This window comes from Saccharothrix sp. DSM 118769, from assembly GCF_052936295.1.
In genome coordinates, this window is record NZ_CP193627.1 from 1550405 (window position 1) to 1570460 (window position 20056).

Consider the following 20056-nt stretch of genomic DNA (forward strand, 5'->3'; position numbering starts at 1 on the left):
CTCCGTGAGGGTTCACGTCGTCTCGGATGTCCACGGCAACGCGGAGGCCCTCGCTCGCGCCGGGGACGGCGCCGACGCGCTGGTGGTGCTCGGCGACCTGGTCGACTTCGTCGACTACTACGACCACGGCAAGGGCATCCTCGGCCGCGTGTTCGGCCCGGAGAAGGTCGGGGTGTTCGCCCGGCTGCGGCGCGGCCGGGCCGGCGCGGAGACCGTCCGGTACATGCGGTCGCTGTGGGAGGGCCTGGACAACGCCGCCGAGGTGGTCCGCGAGGCCGTCGAGGAGCAGTACGCGGAGCTGTTCGGCGCGATGACCGCGCCCACCTACGCCACGCCCGGCAACGTCGACGACCCCGACCTGTGGCCGCGGTTCGCCCGCGACGGCGTGCACGTGCTGGACGGCGAGGTCGCCGAGATCGGCGGGCTGCGGTTCGGTTTCGCGGGCGGCGCGGTGCTGCACCCCGGGTTCGTGCCCAACCGGCGCGGCCCGTGGCGGCCCTACCTGCGCGCCGAGGAGGAGTTCGGCGCGGCCCTGGCCGGCCTGGGCGCGGTGGACGTGCTGTGCACGCACGTGCCGCCCGCGGTGGCCGAGCTGACCTACGACGTGGTGGCCCGCCGGCCCGAGCTGGGGTCCACCTCGCTGCTGGCCGTGATCGAGCGCGAACGGCCCCGCTGGTCGGTGTTCGGGCACGTCCACCAGCCGCTGGCGCGGCGCGTGCGGGTGGGGCGGACCGAATGCGTGAACGTCGGCCACTTCCAGCGCACCGGCACGCCCCACGTGCTGCGTTGGTGAGGTCAACAACCGGGTAGCCTCCCCGGCATGGCCGACGAGTCCACCCAGTCCATCGTCATCGACGCGACGCCCGAGGAGATCGTGGCGGTCATCGCAGACTTCGACGCGTACCCCGAGTGGGCCAACGGGGTGAAGCGCACCGAGGTGCTGGAGACCGGGGCGGACGGCCGGGCGGCCCAGGTGAAGTTCAACATCGACCAGGGCCCGATCAAGGACGAGTACGTGCTGGCCTACGACGAGTGGTCGCCGGACCGCATCTCGTGGCGCCTCGTCAAGGGGCAGATGCAGAAGTCGCAGGAGGGCAGCTACGCGCTGACCCCCAAGGGCGGCTCGACCGAGGTGGTCTACACGCTCTCGGTGCAGCTCGTGGTGCCGATGATCGGCCTGTTCCGCCGCAAGGCCGAGAAGATGATCATGGACACCGCGCTCAAGGAGCTCAAGCGCCGGGTGGAAAACGCGTAGATGACCGCCCGGCTGCTGCTGTTCACCGGCAAGGGCGGGGTCGGCAAGACCACCCTGGCCGCCGCCACCGCCACCGCGCTCGCCGCCGGTGGCCGCAAGGCGCTGGTCGTGTCCACCGACCCGGCGCACTCGCTGGGCGACGCGCTCGACGTGCCGCTGTCCGCCGAGGTCGCCGAGGTCGACGGGGGTCTGTGGGCCGCCCAGGTCGACCCGCGGGCCCTGGTCGACGACGCGTGGCGCGACCTGCGCGGCCACCTGCGGACCGTGCTCGCCGGCGCGGGCGTGGACGAGCTGGACGCCGAGGAGCTGACCGTGCTGCCCGGCGTCGAGGAGCTGCTGGCGCTGTCGGAGGTGCGGCGGCTCGCCGAGCACGGGCCGTGGGACGTCGTGGTCGTCGACTGCGGCCCCACCGCCGAGACGCTGCGCCTGCTCGCCCTCCCCGAGGCGGTCGCCTCCTACCTCGAACGGCTGTTCCCGACCCACCGCCGCGTGGTGCGCGGCCTGCTCGCCGGGGTGGCCGGCAGCACGTCGGTGGAGAGGTGGGACGCCACCGCCGACGCCCTCGGCCGGCTCGCCGAGGACCTGGAGCGGCTGCGCGCCCTGCTGACCTCGCCGACCACCGCCGTCCGGCTCGTGCTGACCCCCGAGCGGGTGGTCGCCGCCGAGACCCGGCGGACCGTGACGGCGCTCGCGCTCCAGGGCATCCGGGTGGACGGCGTCGTCGCCAACCGCGTCGTGCCCGACCCCGGCGACGACCGCGGCCCGGCCGCCGACTGGCTGCGCACCCGCCGCGCCGAGCAGGACGCCGTGCTGGCCGAGCTGTCCGACCTGGCCGCGCTGCGCACCGTCGCGCACCGCGCCGCCGAACCCGTCGGCACGGCCGCCCTGCTGGAGGTCGCCGAGGGGCTCTACCTCGGGCGCGACCCGCTGGAGGGCGAGGCCGGCGACGGCCCGCTGCTGGAGGTCTCGCGGACCGGCGAGCGCGAGTACACGCTGCGCGTCGCGCTGCCCGTCGGCGACTCCGAGCTGGAACTCGCCCGGGTCGGCGACGACCTGGCCGTGACCGTGGACGGCCGGCGGCGGCTCCTCGCCCTGCCGTCGCTGCTCAAGCGCTGCCTGGTGACCGGCGCGGAACTGGACGACACCGGGTTGGCCGTGCGGTTCGCACCCGACCCCGACCTGTGGATGCGGTGAGGCACGTGGACGCCAAGCTCGCCGAGGAACTGCGCCTGCTGCTCGACGCCGCCGCCGAGAGAGCCCAACCGTGGCTGCACCGGGTCGCCCACCAGGACGAGGACCGGCCGGGCGGCGAGGGCCACGACGCGCGGACCTGCGGCTGGTGCCCGCTGTGCAACGCGGTGGCGCTGGCCCGGGGCGACCGCTCCGAGCTGGCCGCGAAGGCCGCCGAGCACCTGGCCGGGCTGGTCGCCGTGCTGCGCGCCGCGCTGGCCGAACCCGAGCGGGCCGCCGCTCCCGCCGCCGGACCCGACCCGGGGTCGGAGCCGGACGCGGGGTCGGAGCCGGACGCGGGGTCGGAGCCGGACGCGGGGTCGGGGAGGCCGCGCGTGCAGCACATCCCGGTCGTCCGCCGCGCGCGGGGGAGCCGGTGCTGACCATCGGCGTCGACGTCGGCGGCACGAGCGTGCGCGCCGGCGTGGTGGACGGTGACGGCGCGGTGCTCGACACGGCGCGCGCGGCGACCCCCAGCGGTGAGGAAGCCCTGGAGGAGGCCATCGGCGCGACCGTCGCCGAGGTCGCCTCGCGGCACCGGGTGACCGCGGTGGGCCTGGCCGTGGCCGGGTTCGTCGCCCCCGACCGCCGCACGGTGCGGTTCGCGCCGCACCTGGCGTGGCGGCAGGCGCCCGTGGCGGACCGGATCTCCCGCCGCGTCGGGATGCCCGTCGTCCTGGAGCACGACGCCAACGCCGCCGCGCTCGCCGAGCACCGGTTCGGCGCGGCCCGCGGCGCCGGCGTCGCCGCGCTCGTGGCCATCGGCACCGGCATCGGCGGCGCGCTGCTCATCGACGGCGAGGTGTTCCGCGGCGCGCACGGCGTGGCGCCGGAGCTGGGCCACCTGCGGCTCGTGCCCGACGGCAGGCCCTGCCCGTGCGGCAAGAACGGTTGCTGGGAGCGCTACTGCAGCGGCACGGCGCTGAGCACCACCGCGGTCGAGCTGCTGGCCCGTCACCCCGGCGCGTCGACCCTGCTCACCCGCGAGTCGCTGGGTGACTCGCGGGCGGTCACCGGGCGCCGCGTCGCCGCCGCGGCCCGCGACGGCGACCCGCTCGCGCTGCGCGCCCTGGCCGACCTGGCCCGCTGGCTCGGCGAGGGGCTGGCCCTCGTCGCGGACGTGTACGACCCGGAGGTCGTGGTGATCGGCGGCGGCGTGTCCGAGTCCGCGCCGCTGTTCCTCGACGAGGCGCGCGACCGCTACGCGGCCGTGGTGACCGGCGCGGGGCACCGCCCGCTGGCCCGCATCCGCCCCGCGCAGCTCGGCGACGACGCCGGCATCGTCGGCGTGGCGACCCTCGCGCGGGACGTCGTCGGCCGTGCCGCCCGCAACGGTCGGGCCCGCTGAGCGCCGCCCGCGCCGCGTACAGTCGCGTCATGCGCACCCGCGGTGTCCCGGGACCGGACCCGGTGTCACCGCTCGACGTGCCGGGGTCGGCGTGAGGACCGGCGCGGCGAGCGGGCACGCCGGTTACTTCCACGAGACGGCGTTCTACGGCAGCGACGACGGCTTCCTCGACCTCGTCGTGCCGTTCCTGGACGAGGGCCTCGCGCACGGCGAACCGGTGCTGGTGGCGTGCGTGGAGGCCAACGAGCGCCTGCTGCGCGACGCCGTGTCCGACCCCTCGGCCGTCGTGTTCCTGCCGTGCGCCGACCAGTACCGCCGCCCGACGGACGCGATCCTCGCCTACCGCAGGCTGTTCGCCGGGTACGCCGGGGCGCACCAGATCCGCGTGGTCGGCGACGTGCCGCACCCCGGGACCGGCGCCGCGTGGGGCTGGTGGTCGCGCTACGAGGCCGCGGTCAACGAGGTGTTCGACGAGTTCCCGCTGTGGGGGCTGTGCCCCTACGACCTGCGCACCACCCCGGCCGCGGTGCTGGCGGACGTGCTGCGCACCCACCCGTACGTGGTGGGCCCGGACGGCGGGCACGCCGCCAACCCCGAGCACTCGACGCGCTGGGCGTGGCCCGCCGCCGACCCCGACCCGCTCCAGGCCGGCCCGCCCGCCGTGGCGCTGACCGACCCGTCGCCCGCCGAGGCCAGGCACGCGGTGACCGCGGTGGTCGCGACGACCGCGCTGACCGGGGACGAGCGCGACGACGTCGTGTACGCGACCAGCGAGGCCGTGACCAACGCGCTGTGCCACGGCAAGCCGCCGGTGTCCGTGCGCGCCTGGGCCGGCCGCACGCGCGTGGTCGTCGCCGTGACCGACCGCGGCTCGGGGCCGTCGTCGCCGCTGGCCGGGCTGATGCCGACCAAGGACACGACGAGCGCCGGCATCGGCCTGTGGCTCACCCACCGCACGTGCCGCGACGTGGCGATGACGCGCGACGACGAGGGCTACACGATCCGCGTGACCGTGGGCTCCTGAGCGGCGCTCACAGCACCGCCCCGTCGTCCCAGCCGGAGTCCGGCGGCGGCCCGCTGCGCATCCGCAGCACCAGCCACCCGGCGCCCGAGCACATCACCACCAGCGCCAGCGGCGTGCCGACCGCGCCCGTCAGCCCGAACAGGCCGGGGGCGACCAGCACCACCACGCCCAGCAGGATCAGCACCAGCGCCGCGATCGTCCCGGGCCGCAGCGCGGGCAGCGGCGGCGGGTCGGGCGGCACGTAGTGGCTGTCGGGGTCGTCCTCGTCGAGGTCGTCGGGGTCGTCCTCGGCGGTGGCCACCGCCGGTCCGCTCCCGGGGTTCGCCGGCCTCACCGGCTCCGCCTCGTCGTCGGCCTGGTCGTCCGCTGCGTCGTCCGCCTCGTCGTCGGACCAGGCGCGCCTGCCGACGCCCTCGCGCTCCAGGCCCGCGACGATCTCGGCGAAGGTCGCGTCCACGTCCTCCGGCCCGTCGGTCGGGTCGCGTCGGGAGTTCATCGGCGTGCTCCAACCCTCCGAGCCTTCACAGGCGGGTGCCAGGGGTTCCATCGTCCCACGACCCCGGTGCGTTGCGGATCGCGTCAGACGGGCGATCACCGGACCGTACCCCCTCCGCGCGGGTCTTCGTTGTGCCTTGTGGTGTCGGCTCCGTAGGCTGGCGTGGGGATCAAGCACGTCGAGGAGGCGCTCCTACCGGTGCTGTACTGGTTGATGAAACACATCTTTCTCGGGCCACTCCTGAAGTTGTTCTTCCGACCCCGGATCATCGAGGGCGCGGAGAACATCCCCAAGGAGGGCGGAGCCATCCTCGCGAGCAACCACCTCGCGGTCTCCGACTCGTTCTTCCTCCCGCTGAAGCTGTCCCGCCGGGTCACCTTCCCCGCCAAGATCGAGTACTTCACCGGGAAGGGCTTCAAGGGCGCCCTCCAGCGCTGGTTCTTCTCCGGCGTCGGGCAGGTGCCGATCGACCGGTCCAGCGCGTCGGCGGCGCAGGGGGCGCTGGACACCGGCGTGCGGATCGTGCGCGAGGGCAAGCTGCTCGGCATCTACCCGGAGGGCACCCGCTCGCCGGACGGCCGGCTCTACAAGGGCAAGGTCGGCGTGGCCTGGATCGCCCTGGAGTCGGGCGCGCCGGTCATCCCGATCGCGATGTTCGGCACGGACAAGGCCAACCCCATCGGCTCGAAGATGTGGAAGCCCTACCCGATCCGGATCAAGATCGGCAAGCCGTTGGACTTCTCCCGCTACGAGGGGCTGTCCGGCGACCGGTTCGTGCTGCGGTCCATCACCGACGAGATCATGTACGCCCTGATGGAGCTGTCCGGGCAGGAGTACGTGGACGTCTACGCGGCCAAGGCCAAGGAGGTGCCCGGCGGCTCGTCGTCCGCCGGCTCGCCGTCCGCCGGGCAGGTCCCGCCGCCCGACCGGCTGCCCGAGACGAAGGCGGGCTGACCAGGACCCCGACGACCGGCACCCCCTAGGGTGTGCGCGTGCGGTTCTTCTACGACTGTGAGTTCATCGAGGACGGGGTCACCATCGACCTCGTCTCCATCGGCGTGGTCGACGAGGAAGGCCGCGAGTTCTACGCCGTGTCCACCGAGTTCGACCCGGCCAAGGCCGGGCCGTGGGTGCGGGCGAACGTGCTGAACCAGCTGCCGCCGCCCGCCAGCAAGGCTTGGCGCAGCCGGGAGCGCATCCGGGAGGACCTGCTCGACTTCCTCGGCGGCCCCAAGGCCAACCGGGACGACATCGAGCTGTGGGCGTGGTTCGCGGCCTACGACCACGTGGCGCTGGCGCAGCTCTGGGGGCCGATGCCCGCGCTGCCGCGCTGCCTGCCGCGCTTCACCCGCGACCTGCGGCAGCGCTGGGAGGACGTGGGCAAGCCGCGCCTGCCGCAGGCGCCCGCCGACGCGCACGACGCGCTGGCCGACGCCCGGCACAACCTGGCGCGGTGGAAGGTGATCGAGCTGGAGCGCCTGCGCCGCGGGTTCTCCCAGCGTTGACCCGGCGTTCTCCCGTTCGTCACGTCCGGTGGGTGGACCCTGCCTTGCTGCACCGATCCAGCACGTGTCACGCTTGGGTGACCCACGCCACGAGAGAGATTGGCTAAGCAAATGCGTATTGGTGTGCTCACCGGCGGTGGCGACTGTCCCGGCCTCAACGCGGTCATCCGCGGTGTGGTCCGCAAGGGCATCGAGGCCCACGGCTGGGACATCGTGGGCTTCCGCAACGGGTGGCGGGGACCGATCGAGAACCTGACCAAGCCGATCGGGCTCGCCGACGTCGAGGACATCCTGACCCGGGGTGGCACGATCCTCGGTTCGTCGCGCACCAACCCCTACAAGGTCGAGGGCGGTGTCGACCGCATCCGCGAGGTGCTCAAGGAGAACGGCGTCGACGCCCTCATCGCCATCGGCGGCGAGGACACCCTGGGTGTCGCCAAGCGCCTGACCGACGACGGCATCGGCGTCGTGGGCGTGCCGAAGACCATCGACAACGACCTGGGCGCGACCGACTACACGTTCGGCTTCGACACCGCCGTGCACATCGCGACCGAGGCGATCGACCGGCTCCGCACCACGGCCGAGTCCCACCACCGCGCCCTCGTCGTCGAGGTCATGGGCCGGCACGCCGGCTGGATCGCGCTGCACTCCGGCCTCGCCGGCGGCGCCAACGTCATCCTCGTGCCCGAGCGCGAGTTCAACGTCGACCAGGTCATCGAGTGGGTGGAGCGCCGCTTCGAGCGCCAGTACGCCCCGATCATCGTGGTCGCCGAGGGCGCGATCCCGCAGGGCGGCGCCGAGGTGCTGCACTCCGGTGAGAAGGACGCGTTCGGCCACGTGCGGCTGGGCGGCGTCGGCACCTGGCTGGCCGAGGAGATCGCCGAGCGCACCGGCAAGGAGTCCCGCGCGGTCGTGCTGGGCCACGTGCAGCGCGGCGGCGTCCCCACCGCGTACGACCGCGTGCTCGCCACCCGGTTCGGCCTGCACGCCGTGGACGCCGTCGCCGAGGGCGACTTCGGCGTCATGGTCGCGCTGAAGGGCACGGACATCGTGCGCGTGAAGCTGGCCGAGGCGACCGCCGAGCTGAAGACCGTGCCGCTGGAGCGCTACCAGGAGGCCGAGGTCTTCTTCGGCTAAACCCCTCCGCACCACGTCCAGGCCCCCCGAACCCCAGGTCCGGGGGGCCTGGACGTAGAACTCAGGGGTCCTGGGTGTTGGACTCTCGCGAGAGTCCAACACCCAGGACCCGAGAGTCGTACGTGCGGGACCGGTGAGTTCTACGTTCGGGTCAGCCGAGGGCGCCCAGGTGCAGGTAGGTGGCGAACGTGCCCAGCCAGTGCTCGGCGTAGTAGCCGTGGCCGAAGACGTGGCGCAGGCCGGCGGCGCGGTGGTCCGCGGCGGCGGTGCGGGCCAGGTCCGCGTAGCGGTGGGTGCCCGGGAGGGCGTCGGCGACGGCCCGCCACTGCCAGGCGCGGGAGAGGGCCAGGCCCACCAGGTGGGAACCGTGCGGGTCGCCCGGCTCGTCCACCGGCACGGGCTCGCGCAGCACCTTCCAGCGCGCCTCGTCCAGGTCCGGCAGGAACGCCTCGAACCACGCGGTGAACTCGTCGGCCGGCAGCACCCGCCGCACCAGGTCGGCCTCGGTCAGCGCGGGGGACAGGAAGTCCGACGCGTCCGGCTCGAACCCGCCGTACCCGGCGTCCTCGCGGTGCCAGCGCAGCGCCGCCCCCGCGCACGCCGCCGCCAGCTCCTCGTCGCCCACCGCGCGCGCCGCGTCGAGCACGAGCCCCGTCGCGAACGCGGTGTTGCCGTGCGTCCCGGTGCGCACCGGCAGTCGCGCCCCGGCCACCTTGACGAGATAACGGTCACGCAGCACCCCGCTCAACGGCGCCAGCGCCCCCGCCCACGGCGAACCCCACGTGCGCAGCTCCGCGTCCAGCACCAGCAGCCACGCCCACCCGTAGGGCCGCTCCCAGAACCCGCCGTTCGGCCCGTCGAAGAACGCCGCCTCGACCTCGGCGTTGGCCCGGGTGATCAGCCCGTCGAGCACCCGGCGGGCCTCGTCCGCGCCGGCGACGGACGGCCGCACCCGCAGCAGGCGCACCGCCAACCAGGTCTGGTGCACGCACGAGTGCCAGTCGAACGACCCGGCGAAGATCGGGTGCAGCTCCCGCTGCGGCACCAGGTCGGCGTCGGAGGAGACGACGTGGCTCCAGTGCACGGGCAGGTCCCGGCGCACGTTCTCCACCGCGGTCGCCAGCAGGCGCGCCGCCGTGTCGTCATCCAGACGGGTGTCGACCATGCGCCACATCATGCACAGCCGGACCCGCGCCCGTCCTGCCATGTGGACAGCTATCTTTAACGTGTGAACTGGACCGTGGACGTGCCCGTTGACACGCTTCCCGAGCTTCCGCCCCTCCCGCCCGAGCTCCGCGACCGGCTCGACGACGCGCTGGCCCGCCCGGCGGCGCAGCAGCCGGAGTGGCCGGACGCCGAGCAGGTGCGCCGCGTGCGCGCCGTGCTGGAGAGCGTGCCGCCCATCACCGTGCCCGCCGAGATCGACCGGCTGCGCGGCAACCTGGCCGAGGTCGCCCGGGGCGAGGCTTTTCTGCTGCAGGGCGGCGACTGCGCGGAGACGTTCGCGGACAACACCGAGCCGCACATCCGCGCGAACGTCCGGACCCTGCTCCAGATGGCCGTCGTGCTCACCTACGGCGCGAGCCTGCCGGTGGTGAAGATCGGCCGCATCGCCGGTCAGTACGCCAAGCCGCGCTCGTCGGGCATCGACGCGCTGGGCCTGCCGTCCTACCGCGGCGACATCGTGAACTCGCTGGTCGCGACGCCCGAGGCGCGCGTGCCGGACCCGGGTCGGATGATCCGCGCCTACGCCAACGCGGGCGCGGCGATGAACCTGCTGCGCGCCGTGACCACCGCGGGCATGGCCGACCTGCACCGGCTGCACGACTGGAACAAGGACTTCGTGCGCACCTCGCCCGCGGGCGAGCGGTACGAGGCGCTGGCCGGCGAGATCGACCGGGGCCTGCGCTTCATGTCGGCGTGCGGCGTGAACGACACCTCGCTGCACACCACCGAGATCTTCGCCTCGCACGAGGCCCTGCTGCTCGACTACGAGCGGGCCCTGCTGCGCCTGGACGTGACCGACGAGCGGCAGCCGAGGCTGTACGACCTGTCGGCGCACTTCCTGTGGATCGGCGAGCGGACCCGGCAGCTGGACGGCGCGCACATCGCGTTCGCCGAGCTGCTGTCCAACCCGATCGGCCTGAAGATCGGCCCGTCGACGACGCCGGAGATGGCCGTCGAGTACGTCGAGCGCCTCGACCCGCACAACCAGGCCGGCCGGCTCACGCTGATCAGCCGCATGGGCAACGGCAAGGTGCGCGACGTGCTGCCGCCCATCGTCGAGAAGGTCACCGCCTCCGGCCACCAGGTCATCTGGCAGTGCGACCCGATGCACGGCAACACGCACGAGTCGTCCACCGGCTACAAGACCCGGCACTTCGACCGGATCGTCGACGAGGTCCAGGGCTTCTTCGAGGTGCACCGCCGCCTCGGCACCCACCCCGGCGGCATCCACATCGAGCTGACCGGCGAGGACGTCACCGAGTGCCTCGGCGGCGCCCAGGAGATCTCCGACCTGGACCTCGCGGGCCGCTACGAGACGGCGTGCGACCCGCGCCTGAACACCCAGCAGTCGCTGGAGCTGGCGTTCCTCGTCGCGGAGATGCTGCGCAGCTGACCCCCGGACGCGTCGACCCCGGACGTACCGCGGCCCCCGACCTCGCCGAGGTCGGGGGCCGCGGTCGTCCACGGGGGTGCTCAGAGGGCGATCAGCGTGACCTGGGTGTCCTTGGGCACGCGCTGCCCGGCGCGCACGGACTGGTTGACCACGCGGGCCCGGTCGTTGTTGTTGAACTGCACGTCCACCTTGAGGCCCGCCTTCTCCAGGTCCTCCTTGGCGTCCTTGACGCGCTTGCCCTCGACCTGGGGCACGGTCACCGCGTTCGACAGGAACACGGTCACCCGCCGGTCGGCGCCCGACACGTTCGAGCCCGCGGCCGGGTCGGTGCGCACGACCTTGCCCGCGTCCACGGACTCGGAGAACTCGCCGGGCCCCTCGACCGGCTCGAACCCGGCGGCGCTCAGCTCGGCGAACGCCTCGTCCTTCGACTTGCCGGTCACGCTCGGCACCGGCCGCGGCTGCACGCCCTTGCTGAGCACGATCACCACGGTCGAGCCGATCGGCACCGGCGTGCCGGGCGCGGGGTCGAGCGTGACCACCTTGCCCTTGGGCACGCGGTCGCTGAACGCCTCCTTCGCCGGGTCCACCTTCGCCTGGAGCCCGACGGACCTGATCTCCTGCTCGGCCACCGCCGGGTCGACGCCGGACTGCACCTGCGGCACCACGGGCTTGCCCGCCGACACCACGAGCCGCACCAGCTCGCCCTGCGTGGTCTCGGTGCCCGCGGGCGGGTCGGTGCTGATGACCTCGCCGGCGGGCACCGTGTCGCTGTTCTCGGTCCGCACGGTGTGCTTGAGGGAGGCGGCGGTGATCAGCGAGATGGCCGTCGACTCGTCCCGGCCGACCAGCTCGGGCACGTTGGTGACCCGGCCGATCGAGAACCACCAGGTCGTCACGCCGATGACGAGCGCGGCGACGCCGACGACGCTGATCCAGGTGATGAACTGGCGCTTGCTGCGCGCCTGCAGCTCCGCCTGCAACTGCTCGGGCGTCTTCTTCTTCGGCGCCCGCCGGGGGCGCGGCCTCGGCCTGGGCGCGGTCCTGGGCGCCTCCACGGGCGGCACGGGCTGGAAGGCGCCGCGCGGGATGGCCCGCGTGCCCTGCGGGCCGCTGACCGGCGTGACGAGCGGGTTGGGGCGGTGCACGGGCACCGTGGGGTCGGCGAACGCCGTGCCCACGCCCGCGCCGACCCGGACCGGTTGGATGTGCACGGTCTGCTCGCCGGGACCGGGCGCGGGCACCTGCTGGGTGCCCGGCTCGACGAACGCCACGGGCCGGGCCAGCGGGTGGGGCTGGACCTGCGTCGCCTGGTCGGCCGGGTCGGGCGGTGGCGCGGACGGGGACGGGGGCGCGGACGGGGAGGGCGTCGACGCGGCCGGTTCGGCGGCGGCCACCACCGGCACGTCGGCGCTCACCAGGCCGAGCCGGGCCCGCACGGCCTCCACCTCGGACAGGAACGAGTCGGCGTCCGCGGGCCGCAGGAACGGCTCCTTGCGGGTCGCCCGGCGCACCAGCTCCGCCACCTCGGCGGGCACGTCCGGCACCGGCGGCACCTCGTCGTTCACGTGCCGGTACGCCACGGAGATCGCGTTGTCGCCCACGAACGGCGGCGCGCCGGTCAGCATCTCGTACAGCAGCACGCCCGCCGAGTACACGTCGCTGCGGGCGTCCGTGGTGCCGGTGGTGACCTGCTCGGGCGAGAGGTAGGCGACCGTGCCGAGGATCACCGAGTCGCTCGTGACGCCCGCCGTGGACATCGCCCGGACCAGGCCGAAGTCGGCGACCTTCACCGCGCCGCCGCGCCCGATCAGCACGTTCTCCGGCTTCACGTCGCGGTGCACGAGGTCGGCGCGGTGCGCCGCGGCCAGCGGCGAGAGCACCTTCTCCAGCACGGTCAGCGCCAGCGGCACGTCGAGCCTGCCGCGCTCGTTGAGCAGGTCGCGCAGCGTGCCGCCCTCGACCAGCTCCATCACCAGGAAGACCCGGTCCTCGTCCACGCCCTGGTCGTGCACCTGCACGACGCCGGGGTGGTGGAGCTTCGCCGCGGCCCGCGCCTCGCGCTCGAACCGCGCGACGAACTGCGGGTCCGCGGAGAACCTCGGGTCCATGACCTTGATGGCCACGGGGCGCTCCAGGCGGGTGTCCACACCGCGGTACACGGAGGACATGCCGCCCCGCGCCACCAGGGTGCCGACCCGGTAGCGTTGTTCGAGCAGCCCGCCGATCACGTTCGTCGCCGACCTTTCCACAGCCGTGGATCGTACGGTGGGGTGGTGCCGATCGGTGCTGTGCGCTGGATGGTCCCACGCGCGCGTGTGGGCTCCGCGTCAAAGCCCCGCGGAACAGGGGGTGTCCGGCAGGCGACCCGGGGGTGTACCCCCACCACCCGGTTGGCGCAGGGCATCGCTCCCGGCGTTGTGGCATCGTGACGCACGTGAGTGCGATTCCTGCCGCTGCGGATGTGCTGGCTCCCGACCTCGAGGTCCTCGACCTCCCCGAGGTCGGAGAGCGGCTTGGCCTGCCGATCAACCGTGTCCACCAGCTGCTGCGCGACGGCCAACTCCTCGCGGAGCGCCGGAACGGTGTCCTCGTCGTCCCCGCCGACTTCCTCGCCGCCGGAGGCGTGGTGAAGGGGCTGCCCGGCACCATCACGGTGCTGCGCGACTCCGGTTACTCGACCGAAGAGATCCTCCGGTGGCTGTTCACCGAGGACGAGACCCTGCCGGGCACGCCCGTCGAGGCGCTGCGCGGCGACCGGGGCCGCGAGGTGAAGCGCCGCGCCCAGGCGCTGGCCTTCTAGCCGACCGCGCACCACCTCCCCGTCGACCGGCGTCCGGGCGGCCCCAGAGCGGGTCGCCCGGGCGCCGAGCCCCGCGGTCACGCGTACCGGCTGGACAGCTTCAGGGGGTCCGGTCTGGTCAGCGACGCGCAGGCCAGCGCCGACACCAGGGCCGTGCAGGCCAGGTAGCCCCACGAGTACAGCGCCGTGTCGCCGTTGGGGTAGGTGACGAGCAGCATCCAGACGGAGAAGAACGCGCCCGCCTTCAACGCCGTCCCGGACCAGTGGAACGCCGCCGCCATCACCAGCGGCCAGCTGAAGTACCAGGGCAGGGTGGCCGGGGACAGCACCGCGACGGCGAACATCGTGATCGCCGCCCGCCGCACCGCGTCCGGGCCGCCGTCCTGCGCCGCCCACCACTGCCGCCACGCGATGTAGACCAGCAGCAGCGACCCGAGGCCGCGCGCGACGGTCATGAACCAGCCCGGCTCGACCCGGACGAACGCGTCGACCACCGTGTGCGCGAAGTCGCCGACCGCGCTGGGCAGCGACAGCCAGTTCACGATCGTCGACGACGAGCTGAGCGCCGGTATCCAGCCGAGGTCCAGGCCGGAGACCAGGGTGGTGCCGGCGAACACGGCGACGAACACCGCCACGCCGCCGGTGATGGCCTTGCCGAGCTGGGCGGCGCGCGTGCCGTGCAGCCGCCTCGCCCACACCAGGACGAGGAACGGCAGGGCGACGACGGCGGTGGCCTTCACCGCGAACGCGAGCGTGACCACGGCCAGGCCCAGCACGTGCCTGCGGTCGAGCACGAGGAGCACGCCGGCGGCCAGCAGGCCGACCATCAGCAGGTCGTTGTGCGCGCCGCCGATGAGGTGCACGAGCATCAGCGGGTTCGCCGCGGCCACCCACAGCGCGGTCGCGGGCCGCCCGCCCAGGTGGCGGGTGAGGCCGGGCAGCGCCCAGCACAGCAGGAGCAGGCCGCACGCCAGCACGAACCGCATGACGACGACGCCGCCGATCACGCTGGCGCCGGTCGACCAGACGACGCCCTCGGCGAGCATCAGGAACAGCGGGCCGTAGGGGGCGGGCGTGTTCTGCCACACCCAGCTCACGTTGTCCGACAGCGGGCTCTGGAGCACCGCCGGGCCGACCGAGTACGGGTCCAGGCCGTTGAGCGCGAGCTGGCCCTGGGCGAGGTAGCTGTAGATGTCCTTGCTGAACAGCGGTGGCGCGAAGAGCAGGGGCAGCGTCCAGGCGACGATCGCGGTGAGCACGGCGGCGCTGCCCACGTGCCGGTTGCGGACCATCCGGCCGAGCCTGACCCACGACCAGATCACCATGCCCAGGCCGAGGTAGAGGACGGCGGTGGCCAGGTCGTGGCCGTGGCCGTACCTGATCCAGCTCAGCGAGGTGTCGGCGAGCAGCGGGTCGCGCTTGAGGATCGCGCCCGCGCCGGTGCCGCCGAGCGCGAGCAGCATGACGCCGCCCACGCCGAGCAGGATGGTGCGGATCGGGATGCCGCCCGGGTCCGGCCGGTCCTGCGCCTGGGTAGCCGACGACCGCACCGGCTCGACAGGTGCGGCGCTCGATCGGGGGAGGGACGGGGTCGCGGCCATCGCGGGAACATCGTTGCACAAGGCCAGGAGGGACCGGCACGTGATGGTGCAACCCGGTGACGGGCTCGTAACGCCCGGGGCGATCCTCGCACGTCGTGATCACCCGGGGGAGTGACCACATGGAGTATTCGACGTGCGGCGCCGTCCGGTTCGGGTGCCTTTCGCGGCGGCCCCTCAGGAGCGCGCGCGTGCCCGGTGGGCGGCGAGCAGGCGGCGCGGCGCGCGGGCGCTCGCGCCGGTGATCCGCTGCGCGGCCAGCCGGCCGGAGATCAGCACCGGCGGCACGCCGACGCCCGGCGTGGTGCCGCAGCCCGCCAGCACCGCGTTGTCGAGCACCAGGTTGCGCGGCCGGAACGGCCCGGTCTGCGCGACCGTGTGCGCCGCCGAGAACGGGGTGCCCGCGGCCAGGCCCATCCCGGCCCAGTCGAGCGGGGTGACCAGGCGCTCCACCTCGACGGCGTCGCCGAACCCGGTCAGGCCGCGCTGTTCGAGGGTGGCCACGAGCTCGTCGCGGTAGGCCGGGCCGACGCGGGCCCAGTCGACCGGGCCGGCGTGCAGGTTCGGCGCCGGGGCCAGCACGAACATGCCCTGCTCGGGCGGGGCGGTGACCAGCAGCGACGGGTCGCTCATCGGCGTGCCGAGCCGGGTCAGCTCGTCGAACGTCCGCTCCCACGCGGCACCGAAGAAGAGGGTGTGGTGGGCCAGCTCGGGCCAGGTGCGCGACACGCCCGCGTGCAGCACGACGGCCGACGGCGACCAGGTGATCGGGAGCGGCCGGCGCGGGCGGTGGCCGAGCAGCCGGTAGGCGGCGGGCAGGTCCGGGGTGAGCACGACCGCGTCGCACGGGATGCGCTCGCCGCGGGTGGTGCGCACGGCGCTCACCCGCCCGCCGACGCGCTCCAGCCACGCCACCGGCGTCTGGTAGCGCACGTCGGCGCCCGCGTCGACCGCGGCGGCGGCGAGGGCGTCCGGCAGCGCCCGCATCCCGCCGCGCGGGTGGTGCACGCCCGCGACCGTGTCCATGTAGGCGATCACGGCGTAGGCGGCGAGCGCGCGGCGGGGCGGCACGCCCGCGTACAGGGACTGGAAGGAGAAGACGCGCTGCAGGCGCTCGTCGCGCAGGAAGCGGGCGACGGAGGGGCCGAGGCGGGCGAACCCGCGCAGGGCGGCGAGCCTGGCCAGGTGCGGGGTGAGGAGGGAGAACGGCGAGTCGAAGTTCGCCCCGATGAACGAGTCGCGCTCCACCCGGTACAGCTCGGTCAGCCAGCGGCGCAGGTCGCGGTAGCCCGCCGCCTCGCGCGGACCGGCGAACCGGCGCACCTCGTCCTCCATGGCGTCCGCGTCGGCGCGCACGTCGAGGACGGAGCCGTCGGCGAACCTGGCCCGGTAGGCGGGGTCGACCGGGAGGAGGTCGAGCCGGTCGGCCAGCGAGTCGCCGACCGCGTGCAGCGCCTCGTCCACCAGCTCCGGCATGGTCAGCACGGTGGGGCCGGTGTCGAAGCGGTAGCCGCCGAGGTCGAGCCGCCCGGCCCGGCCGCCCGGCACGGCGTCGCGCTCGACCACGGTGACGCGGCGGCCCGCGCCGAGCAGGTGCAGGGTCGCGGACAGCCCGGCGAGACCCGCACCGACCACGACGACGTGGTCGGTGCGGCCGGTGACGGTGCGCATCGTCAGTGGGTCCGTTCGGTGGCGCTGATGGCGAGTTCGGCGAGGCGGTCGGCGGCCGGTTCGGCGACGGGCGCGGCGGCCAGCGCGGCCAGCGCGGACGTGGTCAGCTCGGTGATCCGCCGCTCGACGGCGTCCACCGCGCCGACGTCGCGGAGCTGGGCGCGGGCCAGGTCGACGGTGGCGGGGTCCAGGTCGGGGCGGCCCAGCGCCTCGTGCAGCACGTCCGCGCCGCGCTGCATGCCCAGCGCCACGAGCAGGGTGCGCTTGCCCTCGCGCAGGTCGTCGCCCGCGGGCTTGCCGGTGACGGCCGGGTCGCCGAACACGCCGAGCAGGTCGTCGCGCAGCTGGAACGCCACGCCGATGTCCCGGCCGAACGCGCGCAGGCCGTCGACCAGCTCGGGCGAGCCGCCGCCGATGGCCGCGCCCATGTGCAGCGGGCGTTCGACGGTGTAGGCGGCGGTCTTGAGGCGGTCGATGCGCAGCGCGGCGTCGGGCGAGGAGTCGCCCCGGGCCTGGGTGAGCACGTCGAGGTACTGGCCGGCCAGCATCTCGGTGCGCATGTCCCGCCACGGCAGGCTGAGGCGCTGGAGGGCGTCGGTGGGCAGGCCGGCGGCGAACAGCATGTCGTCGGCCCAGGCCAGGGCCACGTCGCCGATCAGCACGGCGGCGGCCAGGCCGAACCGCTCGGGTTCGCCGAGCCACCCCCGCTCGCGGTGCCGCTCGGCGAACCGGACGTGCACGGTCGGCATGCCCCGGCGGGTCTCGGAGGCGTCCATCAGGTCGTCGTGCACGAGGGCGCACGCCTGGATCAGTTCGAGGGAGCTGACCGCGGTGAGGACCGCCGGCGTCCCCGGGCCCTCCGGGTCGCCGCCCGCGGCGCGCCAGCCCCACCAGGCGAAGGTGGGGCGGATGCGCTTGCCGCCGCCGAGGACGAAGTCGGCCAGCGCGTCGACCGCGCCGGTGAAGTTCTCCTCCATCCGCGCACCCAGGACCCGGCGGTCGGCCAGGTATCCCGCCAACGCCGCGTCGACGTGCTTGGGCAGTTCGAGGTCCAGGGGGTGGAGCGGCACCCGCCTATCGTCGCCCCTGCCCCGGGGGCCTGCCCAACCGGGTGGTCGGTCCCATCTGGTGAAAGGTTCCTCCCACGGGTTGGGGGTGCCTTTAGGCTGGTGGCATGACGTCGGTGGTCGAGCGCCTGAGCGGGGACTCCCCCGTGTTCTCCGTGGAGTTCTTCCCGCCCCGCGACGCGGCGGACGAGACGGTGCTGTGGCGCGCGATCCGGGAGCTGGAGCCGCTGGACCCGGCGTTCGTGTCGATCACCTACGGCGCGGGCGGCTCGACGCGCGACCGGACCATCCGGACCACCGGGCGCGTCGTGCAGGAGACGACCCTGGTGCCGATGGCGCACCTGACGGCCGTGGACCACTCGGTGGCCGAGCTGCGCAACGTCATCGGCTGGTACGCGGCGGTCGGCGTGCGCAACATCCTGGCGGTGCGCGGCGACCCGCCCGGCGACCCCCACGGCGAGTGGGTGCCGCACCCGCAGGGGCTGACGTACGCGGAGCAGCTCGTGCGGCTGTGCCGGGAGCTGGGCGACTTCTGCGTGGGCGTGTCCGCGTTCCCGTACGGGCACCCCCGGTCGGCGAGCCTGGACGAGGACACGAAGTACCTGGTGAGCAAGCTGCGGGCGGGGGCGGACTTCGCCATCGCGCAGCTGTTCCTGGACGTGGAGGACTTCCTGAGGCTGCGCGACCGGGTGGTCGCGGTGGGCTGCGACACACCGGTGCTGCCGGGGCTGATGCCGTTGACGACGCCGCGGACGCTGGCCAAGACGGTGGAGCTGTCGGGCGCCCCGCTGCCGGCCGCGGTGGCGCGCCGGCTGGAGCCGCTGGCGGGGGACGCGGCGGCGTTCCGCGAGGCCGGGGTGGACCTGGTGACGGAGATGGGGGAGCGGCTGCTGGCGGAGGGCGTGCCGGCGCTGCACTTCTACACGTTCAACCGGTCGAGGGCGACGCGCGAGGTCGTCGGGCGGCTGGGGCTGGTCCCGGCGCGGGCCTGACCGACGCGGGCCTGACCATCGCCGGCCTGACCATCGCCGGCCTGACCATCGCCGGCCCGACCGGCGCGGGACTGACCGACGCGGTCAGCCGGTGCGGCCGTCCCCGGTGCCCGGTGCCTCCGGGGAGCGGGGACGGCCGCGCGGCCCTCAGGCGTGCAGGTGCCGCTCGGTGGCCGAGTCGAGGGTCACGGCCAGGCGGTTGAGGCCGTTGATGCTGATCACCAGCGCCAGCAGGTCCGCCAGCCCCTTCTCGCCGAACGCCGCCGCGGCCCGCTGCCACAGCTCGTCGGGCACGCCGTGCTCGCCCAGCCGCGTCACGGCGTCGGTCAGTTCGAGGGCGACCCGCTCGGTGTCGTCGAAGAACCGGGACTCGCGCCAGACGGCGACCGCGAAGAGGCGCTGGGGGTTCTCGCCCGCCTTGAGGGCGTCCTGGGTGTGCATGTCGACGCAGAACGCGCAGCCGTTGAGGACGGAGGCGCGCAGCTTCACCAGTTCGAGGAGCGTGTGGTCCACGTTCTCGGTGACGTAGGTGTTCAGGGCGATCATCAGCTGGTACGCCTCGGGGGCGACCGCGGCGAAGTTCATCCTCATGCCCATGGGACGGGGCGGCCCGGCGAGGTGTGACAGGGGGCCGTCAGGCCAGCGCGCTGCGCCTGTGCGCGACCACCGCCAGGACCACGACGATGAGCGCCGCGCCGCCGGTCAGCCCGGCCACCAGCATCGTCCACCCGAAGTACGAGACGGCGTTGTCGCCCTCGTAGCGGACGGTGGCGTTCAGCATCGAGGCTTGGCCCGGTTTGGGTGACCAGGCGATGGTGGCGTTGTCCTCTTCTCGCCCGTTCGTGTCGATGATTTCACCCGGGAAGCTGATCTTCACCTGGATGTCGGCCCGCTCCGGCGGCACCTGGGTCAGGTCCACCGAGCCGGACAGCGACACCAGGTCGCCGGAGCGGCGGAAGTTCAGCTGGTAGCGGCTGGACGAGGCGCTGGTCGCGATCGACAGGGCCCGCACCTCGTCGAACGCCAGGCCGCTGAAGAACACCTGGGTGCCGACGTACCCGTCCACGGCGTACGGCTTGGTGGTGACCCGGCCGGCCAGCTCCTCCGGCACCTTGAGCTGGGGGCCCGGGTCGTTGTCCCGCGCGGGGGGAGTGGCGGCGGTGATCTCGCCGGACACGCGGTCGTCCTGCGACAACGCCATGGCGGCGTGCAGCCTGACGCACCCCGTCAGCGACAGCAGCGCGAGGAGGAAGACCGGCAGGAGGAGCGCGGAGGCCCTGGGCACGCGGTCATCCTGCCGGCTGCCGTCA

The 20056-nt window shown here is 74.1% G+C and carries 20 protein-coding genes; 12 read left to right on the top strand and 8 right to left on the bottom strand.

The window, feature by feature from the left end:
- The first annotated feature begins 4 nt into the window (after positions 1-4).
- From ACRAKJ_RS07460 to ACRAKJ_RS07485, 6 genes are all read left to right on the top strand, one after another.
- Entirely contained in the window at positions 5-793 is a 789-nt protein-coding gene (locus ACRAKJ_RS07460; RefSeq protein ID WP_438924611.1) for a metallophosphoesterase, read from the top strand.
- Between the two features lie 27 nt (positions 794-820).
- Positions 821-1255 (top strand): SRPBCC family protein, encoded by a 435-nt coding sequence (locus tag ACRAKJ_RS07465; RefSeq protein ID WP_438924610.1) that lies wholly within the window; start codon positions 821-823, stop codon positions 1253-1255.
- Positions 1256-2449: a TRC40/GET3/ArsA family transport-energizing ATPase gene (locus ACRAKJ_RS07470; RefSeq protein WP_438924609.1), complete on the top strand. Its 1194-nt coding sequence runs from the start codon at positions 1256-1258 to the stop codon at positions 2447-2449.
- 5 nt (positions 2450-2454) lie between these two features.
- The gene (locus ACRAKJ_RS07475; RefSeq protein WP_438924608.1) at positions 2455-2868 is read left to right on the top strand and encodes a hypothetical protein; all 414 of its coding nucleotides are present in this window, start codon (positions 2455-2457) and stop codon (positions 2866-2868) included.
- On the top strand, positions 2862-3833 hold the full coding sequence (locus tag ACRAKJ_RS07480) for an ROK family glucokinase (RefSeq protein ID WP_438924607.1): 972 nt from the start codon (positions 2862-2864) through the stop codon (positions 3831-3833). The genes ACRAKJ_RS07475 and ACRAKJ_RS07480 overlap by 7 nt, the downstream gene beginning before the upstream one ends.
- 91 nt (positions 3834-3924) lie before the next feature.
- Positions 3925-4857 (top strand): anti-sigma factor RsbA family regulatory protein, encoded by a 933-nt coding sequence (locus tag ACRAKJ_RS07485; RefSeq protein WP_438924606.1) that lies wholly within the window; start codon positions 3925-3927, stop codon positions 4855-4857.
- 7 nt (positions 4858-4864) lie between these two features.
- Here ACRAKJ_RS07485 and ACRAKJ_RS07490 read toward each other — a convergent pair whose 3' ends face one another.
- Entirely contained in the window at positions 4865-5353 is a 489-nt protein-coding gene (locus ACRAKJ_RS07490; protein ID WP_438924605.1) for a hypothetical protein, read from the bottom strand.
- Between the two features lie 198 nt (positions 5354-5551).
- On the opposite strand from ACRAKJ_RS07490, the gene ACRAKJ_RS07495 reads away from it, so the two are divergent.
- From ACRAKJ_RS07495 to ACRAKJ_RS07505, 3 genes are all read left to right on the top strand, one after another.
- On the top strand, positions 5552-6307 hold the full coding sequence (locus ACRAKJ_RS07495; protein ID WP_438924630.1) for a 1-acyl-sn-glycerol-3-phosphate acyltransferase: 756 nt from the start codon (positions 5552-5554) through the stop codon (positions 6305-6307).
- Positions 6308-6345: 38 nt separating this feature from the next.
- Entirely contained in the window at positions 6346-6858 is a 513-nt protein-coding gene (locus ACRAKJ_RS07500; RefSeq protein ID WP_438924604.1) for a polyadenylate-specific 3'-exoribonuclease AS, read from the top strand.
- 111 nt (positions 6859-6969) lie between these two features.
- Positions 6970-7995 (top strand): 6-phosphofructokinase, encoded by a 1026-nt coding sequence (locus ACRAKJ_RS07505; protein ID WP_438924603.1) that lies wholly within the window; start codon positions 6970-6972, stop codon positions 7993-7995.
- A gap of 151 nt (positions 7996-8146) precedes the next feature.
- Here ACRAKJ_RS07505 and ACRAKJ_RS07510 read toward each other — a convergent pair whose 3' ends face one another.
- The gene (locus ACRAKJ_RS07510) at positions 8147-9160 is read right to left on the bottom strand and encodes a DUF2891 domain-containing protein (protein ID WP_447008899.1); all 1014 of its coding nucleotides are present in this window, start codon (positions 9158-9160) and stop codon (positions 8147-8149) included.
- Positions 9161-9223: 63 nt separating this feature from the next.
- On the opposite strand from ACRAKJ_RS07510, the gene ACRAKJ_RS07515 reads away from it, so the two are divergent.
- On the top strand, positions 9224-10615 hold the full coding sequence (locus ACRAKJ_RS07515; protein WP_447008900.1) for a class II 3-deoxy-7-phosphoheptulonate synthase: 1392 nt from the start codon (positions 9224-9226) through the stop codon (positions 10613-10615).
- Between the two features lie 80 nt (positions 10616-10695).
- On the opposite strand, the gene ACRAKJ_RS07520 is transcribed toward ACRAKJ_RS07515, so the two are convergent.
- Positions 10696-12867, bottom strand: coding sequence for a PASTA domain-containing protein (locus ACRAKJ_RS07520; RefSeq protein ID WP_447008901.1), 2172 nt, complete (start codon positions 12865-12867; stop codon positions 10696-10698).
- Between the two features lie 185 nt (positions 12868-13052).
- Between ACRAKJ_RS07520 and ACRAKJ_RS07525 the strand changes: the two genes are divergently transcribed.
- The gene (locus tag ACRAKJ_RS07525) at positions 13053-13418 is read left to right on the top strand and encodes an Rv2175c family DNA-binding protein (RefSeq protein ID WP_438926335.1); all 366 of its coding nucleotides are present in this window, start codon (positions 13053-13055) and stop codon (positions 13416-13418) included.
- 77 nt (positions 13419-13495) lie between these two features.
- Here the strand turns inward: ACRAKJ_RS07525 and mptB are convergent, their stop codons facing one another.
- The 3 genes from mptB to ACRAKJ_RS07540 form a co-directional block, all read right to left on the bottom strand.
- On the bottom strand, positions 13496-15019 hold the full coding sequence (mptB, locus tag ACRAKJ_RS07530; RefSeq protein WP_438926336.1) for a polyprenol phosphomannose-dependent alpha 1,6 mannosyltransferase MptB: 1524 nt from the start codon (positions 15017-15019) through the stop codon (positions 13496-13498).
- Positions 15020-15193: 174 nt separating this feature from the next.
- Entirely contained in the window at positions 15194-16687 is a 1494-nt protein-coding gene (gene crtI, locus ACRAKJ_RS07535; RefSeq protein WP_438926337.1) for a phytoene desaturase family protein, read from the bottom strand.
- Positions 16688-16689: 2 nt separating this feature from the next.
- Complete coding sequence (locus ACRAKJ_RS07540; RefSeq protein WP_438926338.1) at positions 16690-17757, bottom strand: polyprenyl synthetase family protein; 1068 nt, start codon at positions 17755-17757, stop codon at positions 16690-16692.
- Positions 17758-17861: 104 nt separating this feature from the next.
- On the opposite strand from ACRAKJ_RS07540, the gene ACRAKJ_RS07545 reads away from it, so the two are divergent.
- Positions 17862-18746: a methylenetetrahydrofolate reductase gene (locus ACRAKJ_RS07545; RefSeq protein WP_438926339.1), complete on the top strand. Its 885-nt coding sequence runs from the start codon at positions 17862-17864 to the stop codon at positions 18744-18746.
- A gap of 147 nt (positions 18747-18893) precedes the next feature.
- Here the strand turns inward: ACRAKJ_RS07545 and ACRAKJ_RS07550 are convergent, their stop codons facing one another.
- A complete protein-coding gene (locus ACRAKJ_RS07550) occupies positions 18894-19337 on the bottom strand; it encodes a carboxymuconolactone decarboxylase family protein (RefSeq protein ID WP_438926340.1) in 444 nt (147 codons plus the stop codon).
- 43 nt (positions 19338-19380) lie between these two features.
- On the bottom strand, positions 19381-20031 hold the full coding sequence (locus ACRAKJ_RS07555; RefSeq protein ID WP_438926341.1) for a DUF3153 domain-containing protein: 651 nt from the start codon (positions 20029-20031) through the stop codon (positions 19381-19383).
- Positions 20032-20056 lie beyond the last annotated feature (25 nt).

What these genes read in the sequence shown, in the direction of transcription:
- ACRAKJ_RS07465 (WP_438924610.1), top strand. Translation starts at nt 821, where the DNA reads ATGGCCGACGAGTCCACCCAGTCCATCGTCATCGACGCGACGCCCGAG.
- ACRAKJ_RS07470 (WP_438924609.1), top strand. Translation starts at nt 1,256, where the DNA reads ATGACCGCCCGGCTGCTGCTGTTCACCGGCAAGGGCGGGGTCGGCAAG.
- ACRAKJ_RS07490 (WP_438924605.1), bottom strand. Translation starts at nt 5,353, where the DNA reads ATGAACTCCCGACGCGACCCGACCGACGGGCCGGAGGACGTGGACGCG.
- ACRAKJ_RS07505 (WP_438924603.1), top strand. Translation starts at nt 6,970, where the DNA reads ATGCGTATTGGTGTGCTCACCGGCGGTGGCGACTGTCCCGGCCTCAAC.
- ACRAKJ_RS07510 (WP_447008899.1), bottom strand. Translation starts at nt 9,160, where the DNA reads ATGGTCGACACCCGTCTGGATGACGACACGGCGGCGCGCCTGCTGGCG.
- mptB (WP_438926336.1), bottom strand. Translation starts at nt 15,019, where the DNA reads ATGGCCGCGACCCCGTCCCTCCCCCGATCGAGCGCCGCACCTGTCGAG.
- crtI (WP_438926337.1), bottom strand. Translation starts at nt 16,687, where the DNA reads ATGCGCACCGTCACCGGCCGCACCGACCACGTCGTCGTGGTCGGTGCG.
- ACRAKJ_RS07545 (WP_438926339.1), top strand. Translation starts at nt 17,862, where the DNA reads ATGACGTCGGTGGTCGAGCGCCTGAGCGGGGACTCCCCCGTGTTCTCC.
- ACRAKJ_RS07550 (WP_438926340.1), bottom strand. Translation starts at nt 19,337, where the DNA reads ATGAGGATGAACTTCGCCGCGGTCGCCCCCGAGGCGTACCAGCTGATG.